This window comes from Candidatus Chlorohelix allophototropha (assembly GCF_030389965.1).
In the GTDB taxonomy this organism is placed as follows: domain Bacteria; phylum Chloroflexota; class Chloroflexia; order Chloroheliales; family Chloroheliaceae; genus Chlorohelix; species Chlorohelix allophototropha.
Genome location: NZ_CP128399.1, coordinates 1,691,704 through 1,714,489, shown reverse-complemented (window position 1 = coordinate 1,714,489; position 22,786 = coordinate 1,691,704). Strand labels below are relative to the sequence as shown.

The 22,786-nt window shown below is 48.9% G+C and carries 20 protein-coding genes and 1 other annotated feature; of the genes, 8 read left to right on the top strand and 12 right to left on the bottom strand.

What is annotated here, in order from left to right; translation table 11 throughout:
• The 5 genes from OZ401_RS07390 to ftsY all read right to left on the bottom strand — a co-directional run bounded on the left by OZ401_RS07390 (window position 1) and on the right by ftsY (window position 5,327).
• Complete coding sequence (locus tag OZ401_RS07390; RefSeq protein ID WP_341467582.1) at window positions 1-1,326, bottom strand: vWA domain-containing protein; 1,326 nt, start codon at window positions 1,324-1,326, stop codon at window positions 1-3.
• Between the two features lie 28 nt (window positions 1,327-1,354).
• The gene (locus OZ401_RS07385) at window positions 1,355-1,621 is read right to left on the bottom strand and encodes a hypothetical protein (RefSeq protein ID WP_341467581.1); all 267 of its coding nucleotides are present in this window, start codon (window positions 1,619-1,621) and stop codon (window positions 1,355-1,357) included.
• 64 nt (window positions 1,622-1,685) lie between these two features.
• Window positions 1,686-2,600, bottom strand: coding sequence for an AAA family ATPase (locus OZ401_RS07380; RefSeq protein WP_341469861.1), 915 nt, complete (start codon window positions 2,598-2,600; stop codon window positions 1,686-1,688).
• A 94-nt stretch (window positions 2,601-2,694) separates the two neighbouring features.
• Complete coding sequence (ffh, locus tag OZ401_RS07375) at window positions 2,695-4,164, bottom strand: signal recognition particle protein (RefSeq protein WP_341467580.1); 1,470 nt, start codon at window positions 4,162-4,164, stop codon at window positions 2,695-2,697.
• 44 nt (window positions 4,165-4,208) lie between these two features.
• Window positions 4,209-5,327, bottom strand: a complete 1,119-nt coding sequence (gene ftsY / locus OZ401_RS07370; RefSeq protein ID WP_341467579.1) for a signal recognition particle-docking protein FtsY — start codon at window positions 5,325-5,327, stop codon at window positions 4,209-4,211.
• A 403-nt stretch (window positions 5,328-5,730) separates the two neighbouring features.
• Between ftsY and OZ401_RS07365 the strand changes: the two genes are divergently transcribed.
• Complete coding sequence (locus tag OZ401_RS07365) at window positions 5,731-6,159, top strand: ester cyclase (RefSeq protein ID WP_341467578.1); 429 nt, start codon at window positions 5,731-5,733, stop codon at window positions 6,157-6,159.
• A gap of 261 nt (window positions 6,160-6,420) precedes the next feature.
• Window positions 6,421-7,692: an adenylosuccinate synthase gene (locus tag OZ401_RS07360; protein WP_341467577.1), complete on the top strand. Its 1,272-nt coding sequence runs from the start codon at window positions 6,421-6,423 to the stop codon at window positions 7,690-7,692.
• 68 nt (window positions 7,693-7,760) lie between these two features.
• Here the strand turns inward: OZ401_RS07360 and OZ401_RS07355 are convergent, their stop codons facing one another.
• Genes OZ401_RS07355 through OZ401_RS07325 form a run of 7 tightly spaced genes read right to left on the bottom strand, consistent with a single transcriptional unit; the run spans window position 7,761 to window position 13,203 of the window.
• Window positions 7,761-8,867, bottom strand: coding sequence for an aminotransferase-like domain-containing protein (locus OZ401_RS07355; RefSeq protein WP_341467576.1), 1,107 nt, complete (start codon window positions 8,865-8,867; stop codon window positions 7,761-7,763).
• A 28-nt stretch (window positions 8,868-8,895) separates the two neighbouring features.
• Complete coding sequence (locus OZ401_RS07350) at window positions 8,896-9,309, bottom strand: thioesterase family protein (RefSeq protein WP_341467575.1); 414 nt, start codon at window positions 9,307-9,309, stop codon at window positions 8,896-8,898.
• A gap of 52 nt (window positions 9,310-9,361) precedes the next feature.
• Window positions 9,362-10,087: a hypothetical protein gene (locus OZ401_RS07345; RefSeq protein ID WP_341467574.1), complete on the bottom strand. Its 726-nt coding sequence runs from the start codon at window positions 10,085-10,087 to the stop codon at window positions 9,362-9,364.
• A gap of 10 nt (window positions 10,088-10,097) precedes the next feature.
• Window positions 10,098-11,003, bottom strand: coding sequence for a hypothetical protein (locus OZ401_RS07340; protein WP_341467573.1), 906 nt, complete (start codon window positions 11,001-11,003; stop codon window positions 10,098-10,100).
• A 32-nt stretch (window positions 11,004-11,035) separates the two neighbouring features.
• Entirely contained in the window at window positions 11,036-11,404 is a 369-nt protein-coding gene (locus tag OZ401_RS07335; protein WP_341467572.1) for a response regulator, read from the bottom strand.
• Between the two features lie 51 nt (window positions 11,405-11,455).
• On the bottom strand, window positions 11,456-11,944 hold the full coding sequence (locus OZ401_RS07330; RefSeq protein WP_341467571.1) for a 6-pyruvoyl trahydropterin synthase family protein: 489 nt from the start codon (window positions 11,942-11,944) through the stop codon (window positions 11,456-11,458).
• Window positions 11,945-11,955: 11 nt separating this feature from the next.
• Entirely contained in the window at window positions 11,956-13,203 is a 1,248-nt protein-coding gene (locus tag OZ401_RS07325; protein ID WP_341467570.1) for an acetyl-CoA hydrolase/transferase family protein, read from the bottom strand.
• Window positions 13,204-13,547: 344 nt separating this feature from the next.
• Window positions 13,548-13,782: a binding site (T-box leader), on the top strand.
• A 102-nt stretch (window positions 13,783-13,884) separates the two neighbouring features.
• On the opposite strand from OZ401_RS07325, the gene OZ401_RS07320 reads away from it, so the two are divergent.
• The 6 genes from OZ401_RS07320 to OZ401_RS07295 all read left to right on the top strand — a co-directional run bounded on the left by OZ401_RS07320 (window position 13,885) and on the right by OZ401_RS07295 (window position 22,785).
• Window positions 13,885-16,554 carry a valine--tRNA ligase gene (locus OZ401_RS07320; protein ID WP_341467569.1) on the top strand — a complete coding sequence of 890 codons (2,670 nt, stop codon included), beginning with the start codon at window positions 13,885-13,887 and terminating at the stop codon, window positions 16,552-16,554.
• A gap of 79 nt (window positions 16,555-16,633) precedes the next feature.
• Window positions 16,634-17,809, top strand: a complete 1,176-nt coding sequence (locus tag OZ401_RS07315) for a TolB-like translocation protein (RefSeq protein WP_341467568.1) — start codon at window positions 16,634-16,636, stop codon at window positions 17,807-17,809.
• A 221-nt stretch (window positions 17,810-18,030) separates the two neighbouring features.
• Complete coding sequence (locus OZ401_RS07310) at window positions 18,031-19,878, top strand: S9 family peptidase (protein WP_341467567.1); 1,848 nt, start codon at window positions 18,031-18,033, stop codon at window positions 19,876-19,878.
• A 95-nt stretch (window positions 19,879-19,973) separates the two neighbouring features.
• Window positions 19,974-21,104, top strand: coding sequence for a homoserine dehydrogenase family protein (locus tag OZ401_RS07305; protein WP_341467566.1), 1,131 nt, complete (start codon window positions 19,974-19,976; stop codon window positions 21,102-21,104).
• 1 nt (window position 21,105) lies between these two features.
• Window positions 21,106-21,828 carry a lysophospholipid acyltransferase family protein gene (locus tag OZ401_RS07300; protein WP_341467565.1) on the top strand — a complete coding sequence of 241 codons (723 nt, stop codon included), beginning with the start codon at window positions 21,106-21,108 and terminating at the stop codon, window positions 21,826-21,828.
• 3 nt (window positions 21,829-21,831) lie between these two features.
• Window positions 21,832-22,785, top strand: a complete 954-nt coding sequence (locus OZ401_RS07295) for a cobalamin biosynthesis protein (RefSeq protein ID WP_341467564.1) — start codon at window positions 21,832-21,834, stop codon at window positions 22,783-22,785.
• Window position 22,786 lies beyond the last annotated feature (1 nt).

Sequence of the window (22,786 nt, the reverse complement as noted above, 5' to 3'; positions counted from 1 at the left end):
CTAACGTTTTGCCATCAAAGGCTTGGCGAAATGTTGTTTGCGCTCAGGGCGTTGCGCGGTAGAAAGGCTCTCTAGCAACATACCCAGTTCACGCATGCTTTTGAAATTATGGGCAGGTAGGAAATCATCCACATAGTCTAAAGCCGCTTGGATGCCCACGGTTAGCGGTTGGTAATCCGGCAAACCCAGCAAAGGATTCAGCCAGATTAGACGATAGCTCAAGCGTTGCAAGCGTGCCATCTCGCGCCGCAAGATATCCACACCGCCTCTGTCCCAGCCATCACTGATAATTATCACGATTGCGCCGTGTCCTAATACCCGCCGCGCCCAATGCACATTAAACGTTTCCAGCGACTCGCCGATTTTAGTACCACCTGCCCAATCCTTGACCACTTTTGAAACGTTAAGCAAAGCTTCATCTACATTTTTGTTGCGCAACTCGTGGGTAATGCGGGTTAGGCGCGTCCCAAAAACGAAGGTTTCCACATAGCGCAAGCCGTTTTCCAGCGAGTGCATGAATTGGAGCAACAAGCGCGAATACAAATCCATTGAGCCGCTAACGTCACAGATTAAAACCAGTTGGCGCGGTTTTTGCTTACGTTCCTTGCGAGCGAGTTCTAGTGGCACGCCCCCAAAGCGCAAGGCTTTTCGCACGGTACGTCGTCCGTCAAAGCGATTTCCATTTCGCGAAGGAGCATAGCGGCGGCACACGCGCAAACTGAGTTTCCAGCGCAATTCGCTCAAAAGTCTTTTGGCTTCTTGTAACTCTTCCTGCGAAAAATCCTGGAAATCTTTCGATTGGAGAATTTCGCTGGCGCTGTAAGTTTGTTCTCTATCCAGCAATTGCTCATCTTCAGGCGCGTTTTCGTCCGCTTCATCTTCGCTGACTTTGCGACTCATTTTGCCCTGATCGATTTCCTGCCCTTCTTTATTTTTATTGGCATCTTCCCGCTCAGGGTTTGGATTCTTTGGCAATTGCCCCGGTTCTTTTTTATCGCCCCAATATTCGGGTGGCAAATCGTTCAGCGGGTTTTCAAGCTCTTCTTTGGTGGGCCACTTACGCCAGAACATCTGGAAAACATAATCATAAATCGGCTGCTCATCGTTATGGCGCAGCATAATGGCTTTGCCTACCTCATAGAAATCCTGTTTGTTCTTCAGGTTGATAAATTCAAGGCTTCGCAGCAAATCAATGGTGCGAGTCGGGTTTACATCCAGACCCATCTCGCGCAAAATTCTACAAAAAAGCAGCAGATTATGAAAAAGGTGTCCATGACCCCTATTGACATACTGCGCTCTAAATTGTCTTACTTCATCGTTCAGCATCTATAACCTTGAACTTCAGGCAAGAGGCTTAAGCCCCTTGTTTCTCCATATTATCGTGGTAAACTTTCAACGCTATCCACGCTTCCAACGGTGTCATGCTCGATCTGTAAATACCCTGTTCGGTTAGGAAATGCTCAAGCAGACGCGGAATCAGCAGTGGAATATTGCCTTCATCTATTCCCTTTAAGCCTTGCATTAGCGATGCTGGAATAACGCCACTCTCGGTAGTATCTTCGACTTTATGCGTTACATCTCTGAGATGATGCCCTCTATCGGCTTTTCTCTTGGCTCGCATGCTATGTTATCCCCGTTCATAATATTGACGGTTCGCACCAACCGAACGATAAGCTCGTCCATGTTTACTTGCGAGTCTGTTTTGCCCGCTGCACAAGAGCGCGTACTTTTTCGCCCTTGAGCTTGTCAACATCTTCTTGATATTTCAGGATAACGCCGAGGGTTTCCTCAACTACCTTCTCCTCAAGGTCGCGCTGATCCAAAGCTGTAAGCGCGGTTGCCCAATCCAGCGTTTCTGCCACGCCCGGTAGTTTGTACAATTCGATTTTTCGCAACTCCTGAACAAATGAAACTACCTGTTCCGCCAGCGTTTCGGGGGCATTCGGCACTTTCGCCAGCAAAATCCGGTATTCTTTTTCGAGAGAGGGGTAATCAATCCAGTGATAGAGGCAACGGCGTTTCAAAGCATCATGAATTTCGCGAGTGCGGTTGCTAGTAATAATCACCACCGGCGGGCGTTCCGCTTTAATTGTGCCTATTTCCGGTACGGTTACCTGAAAATCGGAGAGAATTTCCAGCAAAAATGCTTCGAATTCTTCATCGGCGCGGTCTAGCTCATCTATCAATAAAACGGTGGGCTTACCATCTACGCTATCCAACGCTTGTAACAGGGGGCGTTTTATCAAAAACTCCTCGCTGAAAAGCTCTTTCGCGCCTTCCTTGCGTAAGGTTTCATCAGCTTCCAGTTCCAGCATGCGGATATGCAGCATTTGCCGAGAATAGTTCCACTCGTACACCGCGCTATTCACATCCAAACCTTCATAGCATTGGAGGCGTATCAAACGCGCTCCCATCGCTTCGGTAAGGACTTTAGCAACCTCGGTTTTACCGACTCCTGCTTCACCTTCCAGCAATAGCGGTTTTCCTAATTTCAAAGCAAGAAATAACGCAGTGGCAAGGCTTCGCTCAATCACATAACGGCGGTTACTTAATTCAGTAACTACTTGATCAACAGAGACCCACTCAGTCACCGGAGTCATATTGTTATCAGTCGCGGTCAACGTCTATTACCTCTCTCGCTGTAAAGACAAGGGGTTTAACCCCCTGCCTGAAATACTCTCACTTCGCAAAAATTTACTTCTTCTTTTTGGTAGGGCGCGGACCACCGGGTTTTCCACTCTTGTAAGCAGCCAACGGATCAACCTGCTTGGGTTGATTGCTCTTGCGCGAGTTCACGCCACCAAAACCGCCGCCAGCACCACCCCCGCCGCCCATCATCGCACCCATGTTTGGCATTTCGCCTTTACCCATGCTGCGCATCATCTGACGCATAGTGCGGAACTGTTGCAACAGGTTATTGACATCCGATACCTGTACACCACTACCTTTAGCAATACGCTTTCGGCGGCTAGAATCAATCAAGTCAGGGTTATGCCGCTCATTTTTAGTCATGGACATAACGATGGCTTCGGTGCGGCTTAGTTCGCGTTCAGCTTCGGGTGTTTCCAACGCATTCCGCAATTCTTTCATTTGCTTGCCAACACCGGGTAATAAGCCTAGCAATCCGCTCAAAGAACCCATTTTGCGGATTTTGCGCAATTGGTCTACAAAATCTTCAAGGTCAAAGCTGCCCTTCTTCATTTTATCCTGAAGTTTTTGGGCTTCTGCTTCGTCAAATTGTTGCTGCGCCTTCTCAATGAGGGTTAAGATGTCGCCCATGCCGAGAATACGGCTGGCAATACGATCGGGATAGAACGGCTCGATAGCATCGGTTTTTTCGCCCGTACCCATAAACTTGATCGGTACGCCGGTAACTGCCCTTACCGAAAGAGCCGCACCACCGCGTGCATCGCCGTCCATTTTGGTGAGGATAACACCTGTCAAGCCCACGCGCCGATTAAATTCCTCCGCCACATTAACCGATTCCTGCCCGGTCATGGCATCTACCACTAGCAGAATTTCGTGCGGTTTGGTATTGCCCTTTACCTCTTCCAATTCGGTCATCAGGGCATCATCAATCTGCAAACGTCCGGCGGTATCAAGAATGATTACGTCATTACCACCCTTACGGGCAGCGTCAAGCGCGCGTTTGGCGATTTCGGGCGGACGCGGTTCAGTACCTTCGCTATAAACGGGTATATTGAGTTGCTTACCGAGTGTTTGAAGCTGATCAACGGCGGCAGGGCGTTGGGTATCGCAAGCTACCATCAAGGGGCGTTTGCCGCCCTTTCGCAACATACGCGCCAGTTTTGCCACATGGGTAGTTTTACCACTACCCTGTAAGCCTACCATCATAATAATAGTAGGAGCTTGCGGTGAAGTTATAAGCTTTTCGTTCTCACCACCTAAAACCTCAATCAGTTTGTCGTTTACAATTTTAACGACCTGCTGACCCGGATTTAAGCCTTTAAGAACCTTCTCACCTACCGCCTCTTCTTCGATGGCAGCAATAAAGGAGCGAGTGACCCGCAAGTTTACGTCCGCTTCGATGAGGGCGCGTTCCACCTCATTCATCGCCTTTTTGATGTCTTCAGGCGAAATGCTACCACGCCCGGTCAGCCCTCTAAATACGCCCTCTAATTTATCGCTCAGTGTATCGAACATTTTTCACTCCGTATGCAGATTTTAGTTCCCGCAGCAAGAATAGCCTATTTTTCAAAAAGCGCATTCACATAAGCGAGCGCTTCAAACTCAGCGAAATCGCCCACTTTTTCCCCTGTACCGATATATTTAATCGGAATCTTCATATCATTAGCAATGGCGAAGGCTACTCCACCCTTTGCCGTCCCATCCAATTTAGTCAGAATAACGCCATCAATTCCAACCGCATTGGAAAAATGCTTTGCTTGGCTCAAGCCGTTTTGTCCGGTCACCGCATCCAGCACCAACACAATTTCGTGGGGCGCACCCGGTTGCGCTTTCTCGATAACACGCTCTACCCGCTTCATTTCTTCCATCAAGTTGAAGTTGGTTTGCAAACGCCCGGCGGTATCAATAATTACAATATCTATGCCGTTATCGTTGGCATATTTTACGGTATCGAATGCCACCGAAGCCGGGTCAGAACCTTCCGCACGCGCAATAACCGGCACACCTACCCGTCCACCCCAGATTTTTAGCTGGTCAATCGCCCCTGCCCGGAAGGTATCGGCTGCACCTAACACCACCGAACCACCTCCGTTGCGGTAATATTGCGCCAGTTTGGCAATCGAGGTAGTCTTGCCGCTCCCGTTTACGCCCACCACCATAATGACATAAGGACGTTTCTCGCCCTGCGCCCCAACGCCAGCGCTTGGTATAACGGCGGCAGCAGGTGGTGCATCAGGCGATTGAAAAGTGCCTTTTTTCACCTGCACCTTATCCTTGCGACGGCGCTCCATCTCGGCGTTGCGGCGTTCTATCTCGCGGCGTTGCTTCTCTTTCTCCGCATTCGCCAATACACTGGCTTGCGCCTTGTTTTGCGCCTCTTCCAGCGTCCTCACCATCTCACCGCGAAAAATCCGCTCTACATCTTTACTGCGAGTGGTATCCTCATCGAGGGTGCGCTTTTGCGACTGCTGGATAAGCTTCTCAGTTAGGTTATAACCAAGATCGGCTTTTATCAAGGTTTCCTTGAGGTCTTCCCAGAACTGGTCGGTTATATCGTCAAGCTCGAAAAGACGCGAGAGAAACCCTCCCCCGCTCGTTCTGGTTTTTTCGAGCGCTTCACGGGTGCGTTCCTGAATCTCGGCTTCTTCTTGTTTCTTACGTCGGAAAAAATTGAACACAGCAATATTCCTTCAGTCATTAAATAAGCTTAACCACAGTATTTTAACATAAAGGTAGCTTTTAGGCATTTAATATAGGTGCGCCCAAATTTGCTTACCGCTCAAGTTGCTTTGTACATCTAGCACTTTTAGCTATTTTGCTATAATATAATCACTGGAAATGCTAATATCACTTCCAATCACATCGTAACATTACTCTCCATTTAACTTGTCCCTACTCAACCAATCTTACAGCGGTAAGAATAAAACGCTAGGCATTACTCTCCAACTACAACCATCTCTCGCGGGAAGGAGATAGATAGCGTGGTCTAGAGTAGATATCCAATACATCTGTTTCTTGTAACTCGGCTTTGACCCTATAGATTTTGAACTTTGGGCTTTATTAAACAAAGGAGCAAATACTATGTCAACCGAACAAAATAAGGCAGCCGTCCGTCGATTTTTCCTAGAAGCTTTTAGTACCGGAAATGTAGCTATTTTGGCAGAGCTATATGCACCCGGTTACGTTGATCATGACCCGGCTAGTCCAGTTCCGATAGTCGGAGTTGAAGGAGCAACACAGCTAATTCTGGGCTACCGGGCTGCTTTTCCCGACATCAAGTTTACGATTGAAGCGCAGTTGGCTGAAGGCGACCTTGTAGCTACACGTTGGACAGCGCGTGGTACGAACACCGGACCATTAATGGGGATGCCTGCCAGTGGCAAGGCTTCCATTGTCACTGGTCTCAATATAGATCGCTTCGTTGACGGCAAAATAGCGGAAGCTTGGAACAATTGGGACACTCTGGGTATGTTGCAGCAACTAGGCGTTATTCCCGCGCTTGGACAATAAATTAAAAAGGGGTTAGGGGATAGGGCTTTTCTGTCCCAAGCCTGCTTTAAAAATTAACTTGCCCTTCAGCTTTGAAAATGTTAAACTTAAGTAGGCTAATTTTAAGGTGAGCCCACGTTGGTAGGGTTTCGCCTTTTTTATTTGAGGTACTTTCAAAGCTCGGATCTCAAGCGGAAAAAGTCTTGCCCGCTGGCTTGAAAAAGGAGTTTTGGAATACTTCTTCTACTATTAACCAACCAATAGCAGAAGGAGATTTCACCTATGCCTGTAACAGCAGTAATCGGCGCTCAGTGGGGCGACGAAGGCAAAGGCAAATACGTTGATATTCTGGCGCAAGATGCCCATGTTGTAGCTCGCTTTAACGGCGGTAATAATGCCGGACATACCGTTATCAACGAACTGGGTACATTCAAGCTACATTTGCTCCCCAGCGGCGTTTTCAACCCCAAGGCTACCTGCATTATCGGACCCGGTGTTGTGCTAGACCTTGCCGGTATAGCCGAAGAAATCAATACCCTTGATAAAGCCGGAGTCCCACTCAAAGGGCGGCTATTTATCTCGCCGCGTTGTCATTTGGTAATGCCCTATCATCGAGTGCTGGATCGACTTTACGAAAGCGCAAAAGGACACCTTAGCACCGGAACAACCGGCAGAGGTATCGGACCTACTTATGCCGATAAAGCGGGCTACAACGGTTTGCGCCTCGCCGATTTGCAACGTCGTACCCTTTTCATCGAAAAGCTCTCGACCCAAGTTTCCATCAAAAACCGCCTAATCGGTGCATTGGGGGGCGAACCGATGGATGCCGACAAGATTGCGGACGAATATTTCGAATATTTCCGCATCCTCCAACCCTTTATTAAAGAGACTTTCGGGCTGCTACAGGACGCGGTTAAAAGTAACCAGAATGTACTGCTCGAAGGAGCGCAAGCAACTTTGCTCGATACCGACTGGGGTACTTACCCCTTCGTCACCGGCAGCAGCACATTGGTATCCGCCGCGACTCCCGGATTAGGCATCCCGCCCCGCGCTATTGACCGTATCGTGGGAGTATGTAAAGCCTATACCACCCGGGTAGGTAACGGACCAATGCCTACCGAATTGACCGATGAAACGGGAGATCGTATTCGCAAGATTGGGCGCGAATACGGAACCAGCACCGGACGACCTCGCCGATGCGGTTGGCTAGATGCCGAACTGGTGCGCTTCACTGCCGCCCTTAACGGCTTCACCGAACTGGCGTTAAGTTTGCTGGATGTGCTGGATACTTTCCACGAAGTGAAAATCGCTACCGGCTACGAGTGGGGCGGTCAAAAAGCGCACTATTTCGATGGCGATGCAGTATTCCTCGAAGAATGTCAACCTGTTTACGAAAGTCTGCCGGGTTGGGAAAAGGATATTCGGGGAGTCAATCGCTGGAGTGATTTGCCGCGGGGCGCAGTCAACTATATCGAGCGCATCGAGCAGGTAACAGGCGTACCTGTGAGCATGATCGGGACAGGACCTGATCGACGCGAAACCATTATTCGCTAAATAACTCGAATCAAAGACAAGGGGCTTTTACCCCTTGTCTGAAATCCTTATTAAAACGAAATTGCCTCTTAAATCGGGCTTGCCAACCGCTTAATTCCTTCGTCAATCTGCGCCGGAGTAAGCGCACAGAAGGGTAAGCGCACAAAACGCTCGCCCGTATCAGTTCCTTCCTCTAACACATCGGCAAAGAAACTGCGCCCATCGGTCAATACTAAACCCTTATCCTTTGCCTGTTTCAGCAATTCAACCATATTGCCTTTACCGGGCAGATTCACGCTAACAAAGAAGCCGCCTTCCGGTTCGGCAAAAGGCACGCCCGGCAAATATTTCTTGATAGCCGCGATGGTAGCAGCAAGACGCGGGGCATAAAGCTCTTTCAAATAGGCAAGGTTGGTATCGAAATAGCCGCTCTTAAAAAACTCCACCACTGCCGCTTGAGTGGGTAGCACCGGCGCAAGAATTGTTTCTTCCATTAAATCGCGCAAGCGTGTAACTAAATCTGCCGGAGCAATCGCATATCCGACCCGCAGTGCTGGACTGATGAGCTTACTAAAGGAACTCAAGGTTACAACCCGCTTCGGGCTAATATCGCGCAGCAACGGCACAGACTCACCTCCGTAGCGCAGGGTACGATACGGCACATCTTCAAGCAACCAGAAATCGTGCTTTTCTGCCAATTCCACCAGTTTCCGGCGCTTCGCCTCCGACATCGTAACCCCTGCCGGGTTCTGGAAATCGGGGATGACGTACATAAAAGCCGGTTTATATTGCTCCAACGCCAGTTCCAGTTTTTCAAGGTTTACCCCGTCTAAATCGAGCGGAATGCCGATTACAGTTGCACCACGTCTTCGGAAAGTGCGAATCGCGCGGTCGTAGCTGGGCTGTTCCACCAGCACAGTATCACCCGGCTTGAGAAATAAAGCTGCCAGCAAATCCTGTAAATGCAACGAACCGTTGCCGATTATAACTTCATTTTCGGTTAAGCCGTATTGCTCACCGATTAACTTGCGAAGCGGTAAGTAACCGCCATTATGCCCATATTGCAAAACTACTTTTGCATCCGGACCACTCAAAACGGTATGCAAGCAATCGCCTATAAGCTTTGCGGGCAAGGCTTCCGCGGCAGGAACGCCCCGTGTAAACAATATTTGCTCGGTCTCAACGGTGCCTGACATGCTAAATCCTCCTTTTCAGGCAAGGGGTTTAAGCCCCTTGTTTTTTTGCTTTCTGTTCAACCCTACCCATAAATTTGGCATTATCAATTATAAAGCGTTCGTGTATTCCTTCGCCCACTTTTTCTACATCGTCGTAGGCTACCACCTTAAAAACCAAGCGGCGACCATCAATTTCCGCCAGTTCTGCCTCCGCCCGTACCTTGAAACCGAGTGGAGATGCCGCCAGATGCTTAATTTCGACCAGTATCCCGACTGTACTAAAACCCTCCGGCATAGCATTTTGCACCGAGTGCCATGAAGCGGTTTCCATTAGCCCTATCATGTGCGGAGTAGAATAAACCCTTGCCAATCCGCTGCCAAAAGTAGCGGCAGTGTTGGCATCAACTACCTCAACCTCAACACTAGCTTTCATTCCCACCTTCAAAGCTTGCTCCGGTGACACGGCTTTATATCCTCCTGAATGTAATTTCAAATGAATCTTGCACCAGTTAATTTTAACGGTTAAAGTTGTTTTCCATTATATCACCGCTATAGGCGTTCAACACAACCTGACGATTGTAAGCTGAGCTTACTGCAAACCATGCCGGTATCCTTTTATTATCCTGAGTCTGGTATAGCTGCAAAATAAAGGTGTCAACCGGGGTTTGCGCCGAGAAACCACGCGCCACTAACCGTTGCGCCGCTATATTGCTATCGAGTGTTTTAGTTATGTCAATTTGCCCGACATCACTGAGCAGAATCGGTTTCTGAGTATCATCAACGCGCAGTATTCCTCGCACCGAGTCGTAAGCCACTACCCACATTTGCTCGGTATCTGACTTTACAAAATAGAGATTCCAAGTGATGTGGTCTGTCCCAAATTGATTGGTCTGCGCCAAAACTAACGCAGCGCCGGGTTGTTCTATTCTAGAAAACGCTTTGGCATAAGCCTCTTTGAATGCGCCTCGTGCCTGACTTAAAATTCCCAAACTTGAATTAACCGGAACGGGCGTATAAGTGGGCAAAATATAGGGGGTACTGGTGGCGGTTGGCGGCGGACGAAAAGGCGTAAAGGTTGGCAGCGGAGTAACGGGGGTTGGGGTCGGGAAAACTTCGGTGGGGATAGGCATTGGAGTTTGGGTAGGGGGTGGAGTAGGAACAGGCGTATTAACGGTTTCCCCGCAAGCAGCCAGCAACATAAGACAAAAAGTGATGGCAAAAAGTAACCTTGAATAACGCATTGCTCATTTCCTAGAAATCATTGCGGAGAATTTGTCCATTATAAGCGTTAATCACTAGCTGCTTACCCTGCGGCACATTGGTCATTATAAAACTGGGTTGGCGGGTAGTCCCGTCCAATTGGAAATTTACTACATCTACCGGAATATTGACTCGTAAACCCGCCGCTTCAATCCGACTGACCAGTTCATCCCCATCCAGTACCCGCGTCATATCAATTTGCCCCACATCCGATAGCATAGTGGAAGCCACTTCTTCAAGCTGTAAATCCGGTTGGGCTTGATCCGAACGCGCATCGAAAATCACCCGCCATGTTTTACGCCCCTCCGCCCATGAGAAAAAGAAAGTCCAAGTGGTATGTTCCGGCTTGAGATTCTGGGCAGAGGCGAAAACAATCACCGCCTGTCGCTGCAAAAGTTGGACACGCGCCAACGCTTGTCGATAAGCAAACTGGAACGAAACCCGGCTGGTACGCAATGAACCTATTGTAGTTTGTCCAGAACTGGTATTAAGGGTGGGGGTAGGGCGAATACCGCTAGGCTTACCGCTCCCACCGCTTGGGGTTGAGTTACCCGGACCGGGAGTACCGAAAATTTGAGCCAGCAAAGTAGGGTCGGCATTAATAAAGCCTCGGTTAGCGTCATCATCACTCGTAGACGAGGGTATAGGAAGCGGCGTATAGTAAATAAGCGGAGCGGTGGTGGTAGTGCGTGCGCCAATTGCAAGGGTAGCGGCAGGCGAAACATTATCAAAATTGGCGGGAGTCGGCGGCGGAGTCGGTGGTATATAAGCCGGACGGGTGGCAGATTCATCCCCACACGCGCCAACCAAAAATAAATTTAACCACAAAGCAAAGACAGAGACAACCAGCCTTTTTTTCGCCTTACCCGGCGCAAAACCTCGCTTAGAGCCTGACATTACCGGCAGCATAAGCCTTGAAATTCTAGCCCCTATAGAATCTGCCCCACCAACCGGATGAGTTGTACAGGGCTGAAGGGCTTGGTCATAAAATGGTCGGCTCCCACTGCTACCGCACGCGCGCGGTCGCTACCCTGACCATGCGCAGTAAGCATTACAATTACTATTCCAGCAGTATCAGGATCGGATTTTAGCTTCTCGCAAACTTCGAAGCCGGTTAGACCCGGCATTGCCACATCCAGCAACAGGAGTTCGGGCATTTCACGGCGAGCTATTTCCAGCGCTTCCAGACCATCGGACGCTTCGAACAACTCTGCGTCCTGTGAGGCTAGAGTTTCGCGAGTCAAAAGACGCAAAGCATCTTCATCTTCAGCTATAAGTATTTTGGGTTTCTTTTTCATTTGCGCTTGGCAAATCGCCTTTCCAGCCAACTCAGGGCATTGCGAAGCATTTTAAAACGGCTCAAAGTAGTAAGCAGCCTGACCCGGCTGTTCTTCTACTCCCACTTCAATAGCATGAAGCAGTTTTGTTTCAGGGTGGTTTAATTCCAGAATCCGCTTACGGAGGCAACCAGTTAAATAACGCGCCAGTTCTTCGGCGGTAGTGTTAATTACCGGCAGCAAAACTACTTCCGCCAATGGAAAGACATAGCGGCGATTTTGGTAAAGCACCTCTATTTCTTCTCCGCTCATATTATAACGCATATGCGGGTTATTGAGTGCCAATAACATTTTGTGATTTAAGACGTTGCATTCTAGCCGCACCAGTGGTTTCAATTCACTGAAATTATAGAGAAAAGCATCTGCTCCGTTCTCGCCTTCCAGCATAACCTCCACCCGGTAATTATGTCCATGCAAGGATTCGCAGCGCCCACTCATAGTAATAAAGTGACCTGCGCTAAAATCGAAATTTTCTTTGTAAACCCTAACCCGATATCCCATTGAACCCTACTTTAAGAAATTAGTTGAGTCAGTAATTTTTTGCGTTCCGAAAGCGATTTCCCACGCAAATCGGCTACGCCATTCTCGGTCACGATAACTTGTGCCAGATGGCGTGGGGTACTCACCGGCGTACTAGCCTTTAAGTGCGGCACGATGCGGGGATGCCCCTTAACTGTCACACTTGGCAAAGCTATTATGGAAAGACCGTTTTCCGCTCCCCATGCCCCAATAACATAGTCAAGTTGCCCACCGACTCCCGCCAATTGCCAGTCGCCGATAGCTTCGGCATTAACCTGCCCCCAGTAATCGACCTCAATCGCCGAATTAACCGAAACAAAATTCGGTAATTGTGAGATATGCGCAGGGTTGTTAGCGACATCAATCCCCTGCAACTCAATCGCGGGATGCTCATGGGCATAGTCGAACAAACGTTGCGTGCCGATTAATAGGGCAGTGACGCTCTTGCCTTTGTCAAAAGGTTTATTCTGGTTTGTTACCGCCCCCGATTCCAGCAACTCGATTAACGGGTCGGTAATTGCGCCGCCGTGAATACCCAAATTTCGATGGGATTTAAGCAAGCGTGCCACCTGTTCCGGCACTGTGCCCACCCCTAGTTGCACCGTTGCGCCATCTCCAATCAGGTTGGCTACATTCGCTGCCACACGGCGTTCCAGTTCACCTGCTTCCAACGGAGGCACTTCCAACAAAGGTCGGTCAGTTTCGATAACGGCGGCAAACCTATCAATATGCACCCGTAGCCCATTAATACGCGGCATTTGGCGATTCATTTCGGCTATGAGCAAGGGAACGCTATCTACCAACGCTTCAGCATAATCTGCGCTAGGACCAAGTGAGCAATAGCCTTCCGCATCCGGTACAGATACTTGTAAAAAAGCCGCATCCAATTTCAAGAAACCCCGTCTAATCAGCCCCGGCACTGTTGAAAAGCTGGCAGGTACGTAATCCACCAACCCTGCATGCGCTGCTTGTCGCAATGAAGGATGCGGGAAAAAGCTTTTCAAATGCAGCTTGCATTCTGCCAAAAGCTCGACATCGGCATAGAGAGGTGGAGGCGAACCAGCCCCGCGATAGGTTAGGGCGTATAGAGTCGCGCCGCTGAGGGGTGAAGCGCCAGAGCGAATGGCAGCCAAAAGAGCTTCCAATAAAGATTGAGGCTCAGCACAAGCGGAATGAAGCGCGATTATAGGGGCGGCAGGCAATAGCTCTAGACATTCGTTAGCAGATTTGAGCAGTTTCAATAGTCAGGTTTCCTCTTTTTTAGGGGCATTATACCTGTGCGTATAAAATAACACAACGCCGAGGGAAACAGCTCGGCGTTGTTGCGAAACGAACAACGAAAGGAGATTTAACAAATATTGAGGGATATATTCTAAGGATTAGTACGGAGATACCGGCTGGCTCAACCGGGTTTTTTATTGCTTATGTACTTTCCAATTGAATTATTACACTCCAACATTACAAAACAAATTACAACGATATTTAGTTTTTTTTATTAAGAATAATTAAACTCTAGAATAAACTTTCAACTCGCTTGACATTTTTAGCATTTATTGGTACAATTTTATTCGGTTAGCTGTATATATTATAAACTGGGAACAGGAAGAGTAAGTTCTAACTACCTTTAGAGAGCGAGGGTCAGCGGCTGAAAGCCCTTGCAGGCAACAGGAGAACCGAACGTAGCCTGGGAGTTCTGCCCCTGAACAATCCACAATAGGGGGTGGCGGGTAAGGACCGTTATATCCGCGCTGAGAGCAGCCTTTTCGGCTTGCTGAAGGTAGGGTGGTACCACGCGAGGCTTTTGCCCTTTCGTCCTTACGGAGACGGATGGGTATTTTTATTTTATAGGAATTTTTGGAAATCATTAAATGTGTGCAATCGTGGAATACGCTTTAGATAAACAGCGATGAGAGGAAATTATAATGACGGATACTAACAGAAAAGAAATGCCAAAAGCCTATGATCCAAAAACTACCGAAGAACGGCTTTATAAATTCTGGGAAGAAAACGGCTGGTTTACTCCTAAAATTGATTCCAAGCGTAAACCCTACGTAATAATTATGCCCCCTCCCAACGTGACAGGCGCGTTACATCAGGGACACGCTATGTTTGTGGGTGTGGAAGATGCGCTGGTGCGGTGGCGGCGCATGAACGGAGATTCTGTGCTGTGGCTGCCCGGAAGCGACCATGCCGGTATCAGCGCTGAAACGGTGCTGGAAAAACAGGTGCGGAAAGAATTTAAAAAGAGCAAAAATGAAATCGGTAGAGATGCTTTCCTAAAGCGCATGTGGCAATGGATGGATGAATATCGCGATGTGATTGTCAACCAATTGCGTGTGTTAGGGGCAAGCTGCGATTGGACTCGCAAATGCTTTACGATGGATGAAGGTCCTCAACGAGCGGTGCGTACCATCTTCAAGAAAATGTATGACGAGGGCTTAATCTATCAAGCAGAACGTATCGTGAATTGGTGTCCCGGTTCGCAAACGGTGGTCAGCGACCTTGAAGTGAACATGGTCGAGGAAGAAGGCTTTCTGTGGCACATCCGTTATCCGGTGAAGGGTGAGCCTGAGCGTTATGTGATTGTGGCAACCACTCGCCCTGAAACCATGCTAGGTGATACATCGGTGGCGGTGCATCCCGAAGACGAACGCTATAAAGACTTGCACGGCAAAATGCTCATCCTACCACTCATGAATCGTAAAATCCCAATTGTGGCAGACGCAGGCGTGGATAAGGAGTTCGGCACAGGTGCGGTGAAAGTTACGCCCGGTCATGACCCGCTCGACTTTGAAATTGGGCAGCGTCATAATCTGCCAGTCATCACCATACTGAATCTGGATGCTACTATCAATGAGAATGGCGGACAATATCAAGGGTTAGAGCGTTTCGCGGCTCGCAAGCAAGTGGTGAAAGACCTTGAAGAACAGGGCTATCTGGTGAAAACCGAACCCTATCGCCATTCTGTGCCTTACAGCGAAAAAGCGGGTGTGCCGATTGAGCCGTTAGTGCGGATGCAGTGGTGGCTAAAAATTCAACCCCTCTCCGAACCCGCCCTACAGGCAGCGCTGGATGGTCGTGTTAAGTTTGTGCCGGAGCGTTTCACCAAAGTCTATACCCAATGGCTTGAAAATATCCACGATTGGAATATCTCGCGCCAACTTTTCTGGGGACATCGTATTCCGGTTTGGTACTGTGGAAATTGCGGTAAGCAAACCTGTACTGCTGACGATTCGTTAAAGGCTTGCGAGCATTGCGGTAGCGACAAAGTAACCCAAGATGCCGATGTGTTGGATACGTGGTTCAGCAGCGGGTTGTGGACATTCAGCACGCTTGGTTGGCCCGATCAAACCGAAGATTTAGCCTATTTTTATCCCGGTGCGGTCATGGAAACCGGCTACGACATTATCTTCTTCTGGGTAGCGCGTATGATAATGTTGGGAATCTATGCCATGGGCGAACCGCCTTTCCACACCGTCTATTTGCATGGCTTGGTGCGCGATGAAAAAGGCGAGAAGATGAGCAAGAGCAAAGGCAATACCATTGACCCGCTCGAAACCATTGATAAATACGGCTCGGACGCGCTGCGCTTTACCTTGCTTACCAGCAGTACACCGGGGGTTGATACCAAACTTTCCTTTAGCAGAATTGTGGATAGTCGCAACTTTGCCAATAAAATCTGGAACGCTACCCGCTTCATTACTATGAACCTAGAGGCTGAAATGCCTCCGGTGAAGGATGAAGATTTGCAGTTTACGCCGGGTATGCCGCTGGCTGATCGTTGGGTGATTAGTCGCTACAGCCTTCTGGCGCAAGATGTGAGTCGCCTAATGGAAACCTACCAGTTGGGCGAGGCTGGCAGATTAATCTATGATTTCTTGTGGAGTGAGTTTTGCGACTGGTATATCGAAAGTTGCAAAATTCGTCTAAGCAGCGGCAACCCAGAAGAAAAACTGGCGGTGCAAAAGGTGTTGGTGGGCGTGCTGGAACGCTCATTGCGTCTGCTACATCCCTTTATGCCTTTTGTGACCGAAGAATTGTGGCAAAACCTACCGCATTCCGGTGAGGCGTTGATAATTGCCGACTGGCCCGCTCCACTCGGTGAAGACCCTGACGCGGTACGCTCGTTTGAAGAATTGCAGGAAGTTATCCGCGCAGTGCGTAATGCTAAAGTGGAAGCAAAGGTTGAGAGCAAGCGTGTGCCTGCAATCGTGCTAACTAAGCCGGAAGAACTGGCATTGTTCGAATCTGAAAAAGACACGCTGATTCGCCTTGCGGGTATAGAAGCAACCGGACTGCAAATTGTTGATCAACTAGCGGAAGCGCCTGCTCAAGCAATGGCGCTTGTCACCACTGCCGCTACTGTGTATTTGCCGTTGAGTGGGTTGCTTGATCTTGAACAAGAACGGGCGCGGCTCTCCAAAGAAATCGAAGATGCTCAGCGCGAAGCGGAGAAAAGCATTGCAATGCTTTCAAATTCTAACTTTGTAGATCGCGCTCCCGCTCCGGTGGTCGAGAAAGAGCGTGAAAAACTTGCCGCCGCTCAGGAACGTGCGGTTAAATTACAGGAACGTTTAAATTCTCTGCTATAATGACTTTGAAAATGCTTTCCCCCTTTGACCTTCTGAGGGGGAAAGTCCTGATTTTAACAAGTTTCAAAGCCGGTTTAGTATGAATAAATTTCCATATATAGCAACAACTTTATTTGTTTTGACCCTGATTTTGAGTGCATGTGGCGACTCCTCAACCACAGCAGCGCCCTCGACTACCTTTTCAACCATCAGCACGCGCCCAAGCCAAACCACCCAGAGCAGCCCCGCCAACGCCTTAACCCCACTGGTTGGACCTGATGGTCAAATTACGGTAGTAGCGCCAACCGCAACCGTCGGTAACTTTAAAGGTTCTTTCTTCTACGTCAAAAACAACAACATTTGGCAAGGGGGCATCGGCTTGCCCGGTATCCCGCCTGTCTCTACTACCAAGTTAGGCGGAATTGCCCTAACCAATGTTTCTGCTTTAGCCATAACTAAAACTCCCGCGCTCTCTCCCGATGGTCAAACGCTGGCTTATGCCTATTCTCCTGACCCTGAAATCAAAAATGGGCGAACCATTATCGGTCAGGATATAATGACCTTAGACCTAAAAACCAAGGCTGCAAAGGTGCTGATGGAACGGCAAGAGCCGGACATGTTTCTCGAAGACCCGGCATGGTCACCGGACGGTAAATATCTTTATGCCAGTTATCGCTCTCCTGAACGCGATAAAACAGGGGCAGTGATTGGACAAAAAGTAGGAATACAAAGGCTGGAACTGGCTACCGGAAATCGGGAGACACTCGTGCAGGATGCGCGTGAGCCTGTTCCCACTCCCGATGGTAAATCGTTAGTGTTTATAGGAGTCGCCGCTTCCACCATGACCTTCGATTACTCCTTTAAAGTGCTTGACCTTGCGACCAAACAGGAAAGGGAGCTTATCAAGCCCGAGCTAAATTTTCTCAGCTATTATTTCCCGCGTATCTCTCCAGACGGTCAATGGGTTGTATTTGCGGGCGTGGGAGGTCCAGAGTATTCCGCGAACTCGCCTACCGCTACGCCCAGCATAGGTTCAGTACAAGGGTTGGCTTTGCATGGAATGCCCTATGATCTATGGCTTATAAAGACAGACGGCACTAATTTGCGGCGGTTGACTGTCCTTTTTGAAGATCAACCGATGGCAAGCTGGTCTAAAGATGGTAAGCAGATAATATTTCTAGCAGGGCAGGGGTTTTACACAGTAGAAGTTGATACCGGAAAATTATCCAAGAAATCGGATGAAGGCGCACATGGAGGATTTGATTACCGAGAGTAAAAGTGTATGAAAAAAGAAGAGCACTCAGAAACCTAAGGTTTGCTGACTGCCCTCCTCCCGACGAAATTATATTAACACCATTTCCAGATTTTGTCAACAGGTTATGCACATTCACATGTGGAAAGTAGCATTATCAAGCGATTAAACAACTCTAGATTAGTGTATTTTGTTTGCATTAGGCGAGATAAAATATAAACTATAGCTCAAAGGAGTGAAAAATAATGACTATCGAGCAAGCTTATGATGTAATACCTCGACAGGTTTTATTCGGTAATCCTGAAAAGTCCATGCCACGTCTCTCCCCAGATGCAAAACGGCTGGCTTATATTGCGCCCGTAAATAATGTGCTGAATGTATGGGTGGGTAATGTGGAAGCGGGCGACTACAAACCCGTTACCAATGATACCGAGCGAGGTATCCGCGCCTATTTTTGGGCAGATGACAGCCGCCACCTGATTTATTTGCAAGACGTTGGCGGAAATGAGAACTGGCGTTTTTACGGAGTTGATCTTGATACAGGCGTAGTAAATGACCTTACCCCCTTTGAAAATGTTCAGGTTCAACTGGTTCAGCAGGATAAACACTTCCCAGACCAATTATTGATTGGATTAAACAAAGAAAATCCACAGGTTCACGATGTTTACAATCTGAATCTTAATAGCGGCGAGCTAACTCTAGTAGTTAAAAACCCCGGTAATGTCGCCGGATGGCTGGCTGACCACGAGCTTAATGTTCGAGGGGCACTGGCAGCTACTAAAGAAGGCGGTTTCGATTTAATGATACGCAACAGCGCAAATTCCGAGTGGCGTAAAGTGGCAGCTTGGGACTCCGATGATGCGCTAACCAGTGGACCTGTTTCTTTCACGCTGGACGGCAAAAGCTTGTACCTTACCGATTCTCGCGATTCCAACGCCGGAAAGTTGACGCTATTTAACCTTGAGACCGGAGAAAGCAAAATATTAGCCGAAGACTCCCAGTACGATGTCGGTAGTGTGATGCTGAATCCTGATACGTATGAACTTGAAGCGGTATCCTTTACCCGCGCCCGCAACGAGTGGCAGGTAATCAGCCCTAAGGTAGAGCAGGATTTTGCCGTACTCCGTGGGATTCATCCCGGCGATTTTGCCGTTACCAGCCGCGACCATGCTGATAAAACTTGGTTGGTGGCTTACATGGCAGATAACGGACCCGTTTCCTACTACAGCTATAATCGGGATACCAAACAGGCTACTTTTCTATTTGTAAATTACCCGGCACTTTCGAACTATAAGTTGGCTGAAATCTCCCCTATATCCTTCACCGCTCGAGATGGCTTGACCGTACATGGCTATATTACCTTCCCGCCCTTGAGCGAGCATAAAAACTTGCCAATGGTGCTTAATGTGCACGGCGGGCCATGGGGGCGTGACACTTGGGGTTATAATCCAGAAGTGCAGTGGTTTGCCAATCGGGGATATGCCTGTTTGCAAGTCAATTTCCGAGGTTCTACCGGGTATGGCAAGAATTTTGTAAATGCCGGAGACCGAGAGTGGGCAGGAAATATGCACAACGATTTGGTTGATGCGGTGGAATGGGCAGTAGAGCAGGGTTACGCCGACCCTAAACGAGTAGCTATCTACGGTGGTTCGTATGGGGGATATGCCGCACTGGTGGGCGCGACCTTTACACCCGACCTTTTCTCCTGCGCCGTTGATATAGTTGGCCCTAGCAGCCTTATTACCCTGATTAAATCAATTCCACCTTATTGGGCTACCTTCCTCAACGTATTGTTGAAACGGGTCGGCAATCCTGATACCGATGAAGAATTTTTGAAATCACGCTCACCGCTCTACAAAGTGGACAATATCAAGATTCCGATGCTGATTGCGCAGGGCGCAAACGACCCCCGTGTCAAGCAAGCAGAAGCCGAACAAGTAGTGGAGGCAATGAAAAGCAAGGGCATTGACTATGAATATATGCTCTTTCCCGATGAGGGACATGGTTTTGCCAAGCCTGACAATCGCCTCAAGTTTTATGCAGCTGCCGAGAAATTCCTAGCAAAACATTTGGGTGGAAGGTACGAGGAGTAAAGATTAACCCGAAATCTAGGCAAGGGGCATAAACCCCTTGCTTACAACAAACCTTAAATAGTACCAGCGTAGAAACGATAGGTCAGGAAAGCAAAATGTCTAAATTCTATGAGATTGTGCAATATGGGATGGGCGGGGTGGGACGCGCCTTATTCGGACTGGTGGTACAACATGCCCCCGAAATCAAAGAACGGTTGGGTATTAACTTGCGATACCGAGCGATTGTTGATAGTACCCACGCCCTCCACATTGATTTGAACTCAGCAATGAACCAGCAGTATATGCAGTATCTGTGGGCACGACTCAAACCGGAAGTGGGCGAGAGAATTTCCGAGCAAACCGGAGCGGTTCAAAAACCCTCTGAATTATCTATTCTCGCCACCGAACTCGACCGAATACGCAGCGAAGATAGCGCCGCTAAACTGGTGGTGGTAGATACAAGCGGGGCTTCTGATAGCGCGATGACCCCGGTGCTTACTTCTGCTTTGCGACAAGGACATTGTGCGGTACTGGCAAACAAACGTCCTCTCTGCGGACCTATTGAAGATTTCCGACAGATGGCGAGTGCCTCCGGTTTGGGAATGGCGCGCCTACGCTATGAAACAACAGCAGGCGCAGCGTTGCCGGTGGTTAGCACCTTGCGTATGCTGCTGGACAGCTTTGACCAGATTAATGAAATATCGGGGTGCTTTAGCGGAACGCTTGGTTATCTGGCTACCGAACTTGAAAACGGGCGTAAATACAGCGAAATTGTGGCGGATGCCAAAGCGCAGGGCTACACCGAACCTGACCCTCGCGATGATTTGGGTGGGGTGGATGTGGCGCGCAAAGCCCTTATCCTAGCGCGAAGCCTTGGCATGGGAATCGAGTTAAGTGAAGTAACCGTGGAAGCGTTATATCCTGATTCACTCTCAAGTTTGAGCGTACCAGAATTTATGGCACGCTTACCCGAAGTAGATGAATACTATGCCGGACTCGCTGCCAAAGCCGCCGAAAAGGGCGAAACTCTGCGCTACATTGCCATTGTAAGCGGCAAAGGGCTAACGGTTGGCTTGCAGAGTGTCCCCAAAGATTCGCAAATCGGGCGGTTACGCGGTACCGATAATATAGTAGTCTTCAAAACCCGACGCTATGACCCAAACCCGATGGTAATTCAAGGGCGCGGCGCAGGACCAGAAGTAACTGCTTCCGGCGTATTGGCAGATATTATCAGTTTCGGGAGATAATATGAGCGCGGTTCATAGTGGCAAATTCTACAAAGCCTCTCTTCCGTTCAAGGCGTTGCGCTTTTTCGGGCGAATACTCTTTCGGCTGATGTTCCGCATCAAGGTAGAAGGGCGGCATAACTTACCCCACGAGGGAGGCTATATAATTGCCGGAAATCACCTTAGCTGGATTGATTCTTTCCTAATTCTGGCATTTTGCCCCTCAGAGCCGCGTATCTTTTTTATTGCCGCCCGTGAGGAAGTATATTTTCCGCGTTGGCGGCGCATATTCACCGAAAAGGTGGGTGGCGTTATCGCGATAGACCGGGATAAAGGCTTGAGCCGCGAATTAATCGAGAAGGTTAGGGAAACGCTAGAAGGGGGAGGAGTGCTTGGCATCTTCCCCGAAGGCGATGTTTCGGCAATTGAAACCGGGCGCATCTTGCCATTGAAAAGAGGCATGGGCATGTTCGCAGGTATGAGCGGTGTGCCGATTGTTCCGGTTGGTTTTAGTGGTACTAAAGAATTATGGCTAGGCAAACGCCTCCGCATGACCATCGGCGTACCAATACCGGGTGAAAAAGGCGGCAAGGATATAACCAACAAACAAACGGAAATCACCGCTAAAGCGATCGCGGCGATGCTCACCCCGCCGCCGCACATACCGGACGGACCGAAAATTTTGCGGAAATTCCTAACCGAGCTTTTTACTCAGGAAGTAAAGGAACATCCGATTCCGGATTAAACAATGCTATTCCCACTCCCGCTTGAATATTTGATAGCGTCGCTTATTGCAGTAGCTTACGACCTAACTATCGGTGAACCGCCCGCGCAGGTTCATCCGGTAGTAGGGATGGGCAAATTGGTCAGCCTTTGGGAAAGAATCGCGCCGCGTCAAAACCCGGTGCTTCAATTTCTTTTCGGGCTATTGGCAGTTATAATCAGCATAGGAGGATTATTCGCCTTTAGCTGGTGGGGCTTTGATTGGCTGCGAACCACCTTGCCTGTCCCCACTATAATTCTCGAAGCTTACCTACTAAAGAGTTGTTTCAGCCTAAAAATGTTGGGTGATAGCGGCTTGAAAATCAGGCAAATCCTGAGCGCAAAAACCCTGGATGAGGCGCGTTTTGAAATGCGTGATTTGGTCAGCCGCAATACTACGCAACTCAGCGAACCGTTAATTATCGCCGCAACCATCGAATCGGTCGCGGAAAATACCACCGATAGTTTCGTTTCACCCCTGATATTTTTTGCGTTGCTAGGTGTGCCGGGTGCGTTGGCTTATCGCCTCGCTAACACCTTCGACTCAATGATCGGCTACCGGGGTAAATACGAATACGTTGGCAAAGCCGCCGCTCGTTTTGACGATTTGCTAAACTACCTTCCAGCGCGCCTCACCGCTTTGTTGTTGATAATCAATGCCCGCTGGTACAAGGCCAGCCCGGCAAACGCTTGGAGAATAGCGTTGCGCGACCATAGCAAAACTGCCAGCCCTAACGCGGGATGGACAATGGCAGCAATGGCAGGGGCATTGAAAGTACAGCTTGAAAAAAGCGGGCATTATACTCTAGGTGACTCGGAAAAGCCCATAACGTTGAATAACATTAACCAAGCAGTGGCGGCACTGTATCTGGTAGGGATGGAAATGGTGATACTCTTCGCAGTAGTTTCCGCAATATTTACTATTATTATGTTAAGTTAAT

Excerpts from the sequence above, each read along its gene's own strand:
- OZ401_RS07320 (WP_341467569.1), top strand. The coding sequence starts at position 13,885 with ATGACGGATACTAACAGAAAAGAAATGCCAAAAGCCTATGATCCAAAA.
- OZ401_RS07335 (WP_341467572.1), bottom strand. The coding sequence starts at position 11,404 with ATGAAAAAGAAACCCAAAATACTTATAGCTGAAGATGAAGATGCTTTG.
- OZ401_RS07385 (WP_341467581.1), bottom strand. The coding sequence starts at position 1,621 with ATGCGAGCCAAGAGAAAAGCCGATAGAGGGCATCATCTCAGAGATGTA.
- OZ401_RS07345 (WP_341467574.1), bottom strand. The coding sequence starts at position 10,087 with ATGCGTTATTCAAGGTTACTTTTTGCCATCACTTTTTGTCTTATGTTG.
- OZ401_RS07305 (WP_341467566.1), top strand. The coding sequence starts at position 19,974 with ATGTCTAAATTCTATGAGATTGTGCAATATGGGATGGGCGGGGTGGGA.
- OZ401_RS07390 (WP_341467582.1), bottom strand. The coding sequence starts at position 1,326 with ATGCTGAACGATGAAGTAAGACAATTTAGAGCGCAGTATGTCAATAGG.
- OZ401_RS07360 (WP_341467577.1), top strand. The coding sequence starts at position 6,421 with ATGCCTGTAACAGCAGTAATCGGCGCTCAGTGGGGCGACGAAGGCAAA.
- OZ401_RS07315 (WP_341467568.1), top strand. The coding sequence starts at position 16,634 with ATGAATAAATTTCCATATATAGCAACAACTTTATTTGTTTTGACCCTG.
- OZ401_RS07355 (WP_341467576.1), bottom strand. The coding sequence starts at position 8,867 with ATGTCAGGCACCGTTGAGACCGAGCAAATATTGTTTACACGGGGCGTT.
- OZ401_RS07340 (WP_341467573.1), bottom strand. The coding sequence starts at position 11,003 with ATGTCAGGCTCTAAGCGAGGTTTTGCGCCGGGTAAGGCGAAAAAAAGG.
- OZ401_RS07380 (WP_341469861.1), bottom strand. The coding sequence starts at position 2,600 with ATGACTCCGGTGACTGAGTGGGTCTCTGTTGATCAAGTAGTTACTGAA.
- OZ401_RS07365 (WP_341467578.1), top strand. The coding sequence starts at position 5,731 with ATGTCAACCGAACAAAATAAGGCAGCCGTCCGTCGATTTTTCCTAGAA.
- OZ401_RS07300 (WP_341467565.1), top strand. The coding sequence starts at position 21,106 with ATGAGCGCGGTTCATAGTGGCAAATTCTACAAAGCCTCTCTTCCGTTC.
- OZ401_RS07295 (WP_341467564.1), top strand. The coding sequence starts at position 21,832 with ATGCTATTCCCACTCCCGCTTGAATATTTGATAGCGTCGCTTATTGCA.
- OZ401_RS07330 (WP_341467571.1), bottom strand. The coding sequence starts at position 11,944 with ATGGGATATCGGGTTAGGGTTTACAAAGAAAATTTCGATTTTAGCGCA.
- ffh (WP_341467580.1), bottom strand. The coding sequence starts at position 4,164 with ATGTTCGATACACTGAGCGATAAATTAGAGGGCGTATTTAGAGGGCTG.
- OZ401_RS07310 (WP_341467567.1), top strand. The coding sequence starts at position 18,031 with ATGACTATCGAGCAAGCTTATGATGTAATACCTCGACAGGTTTTATTC.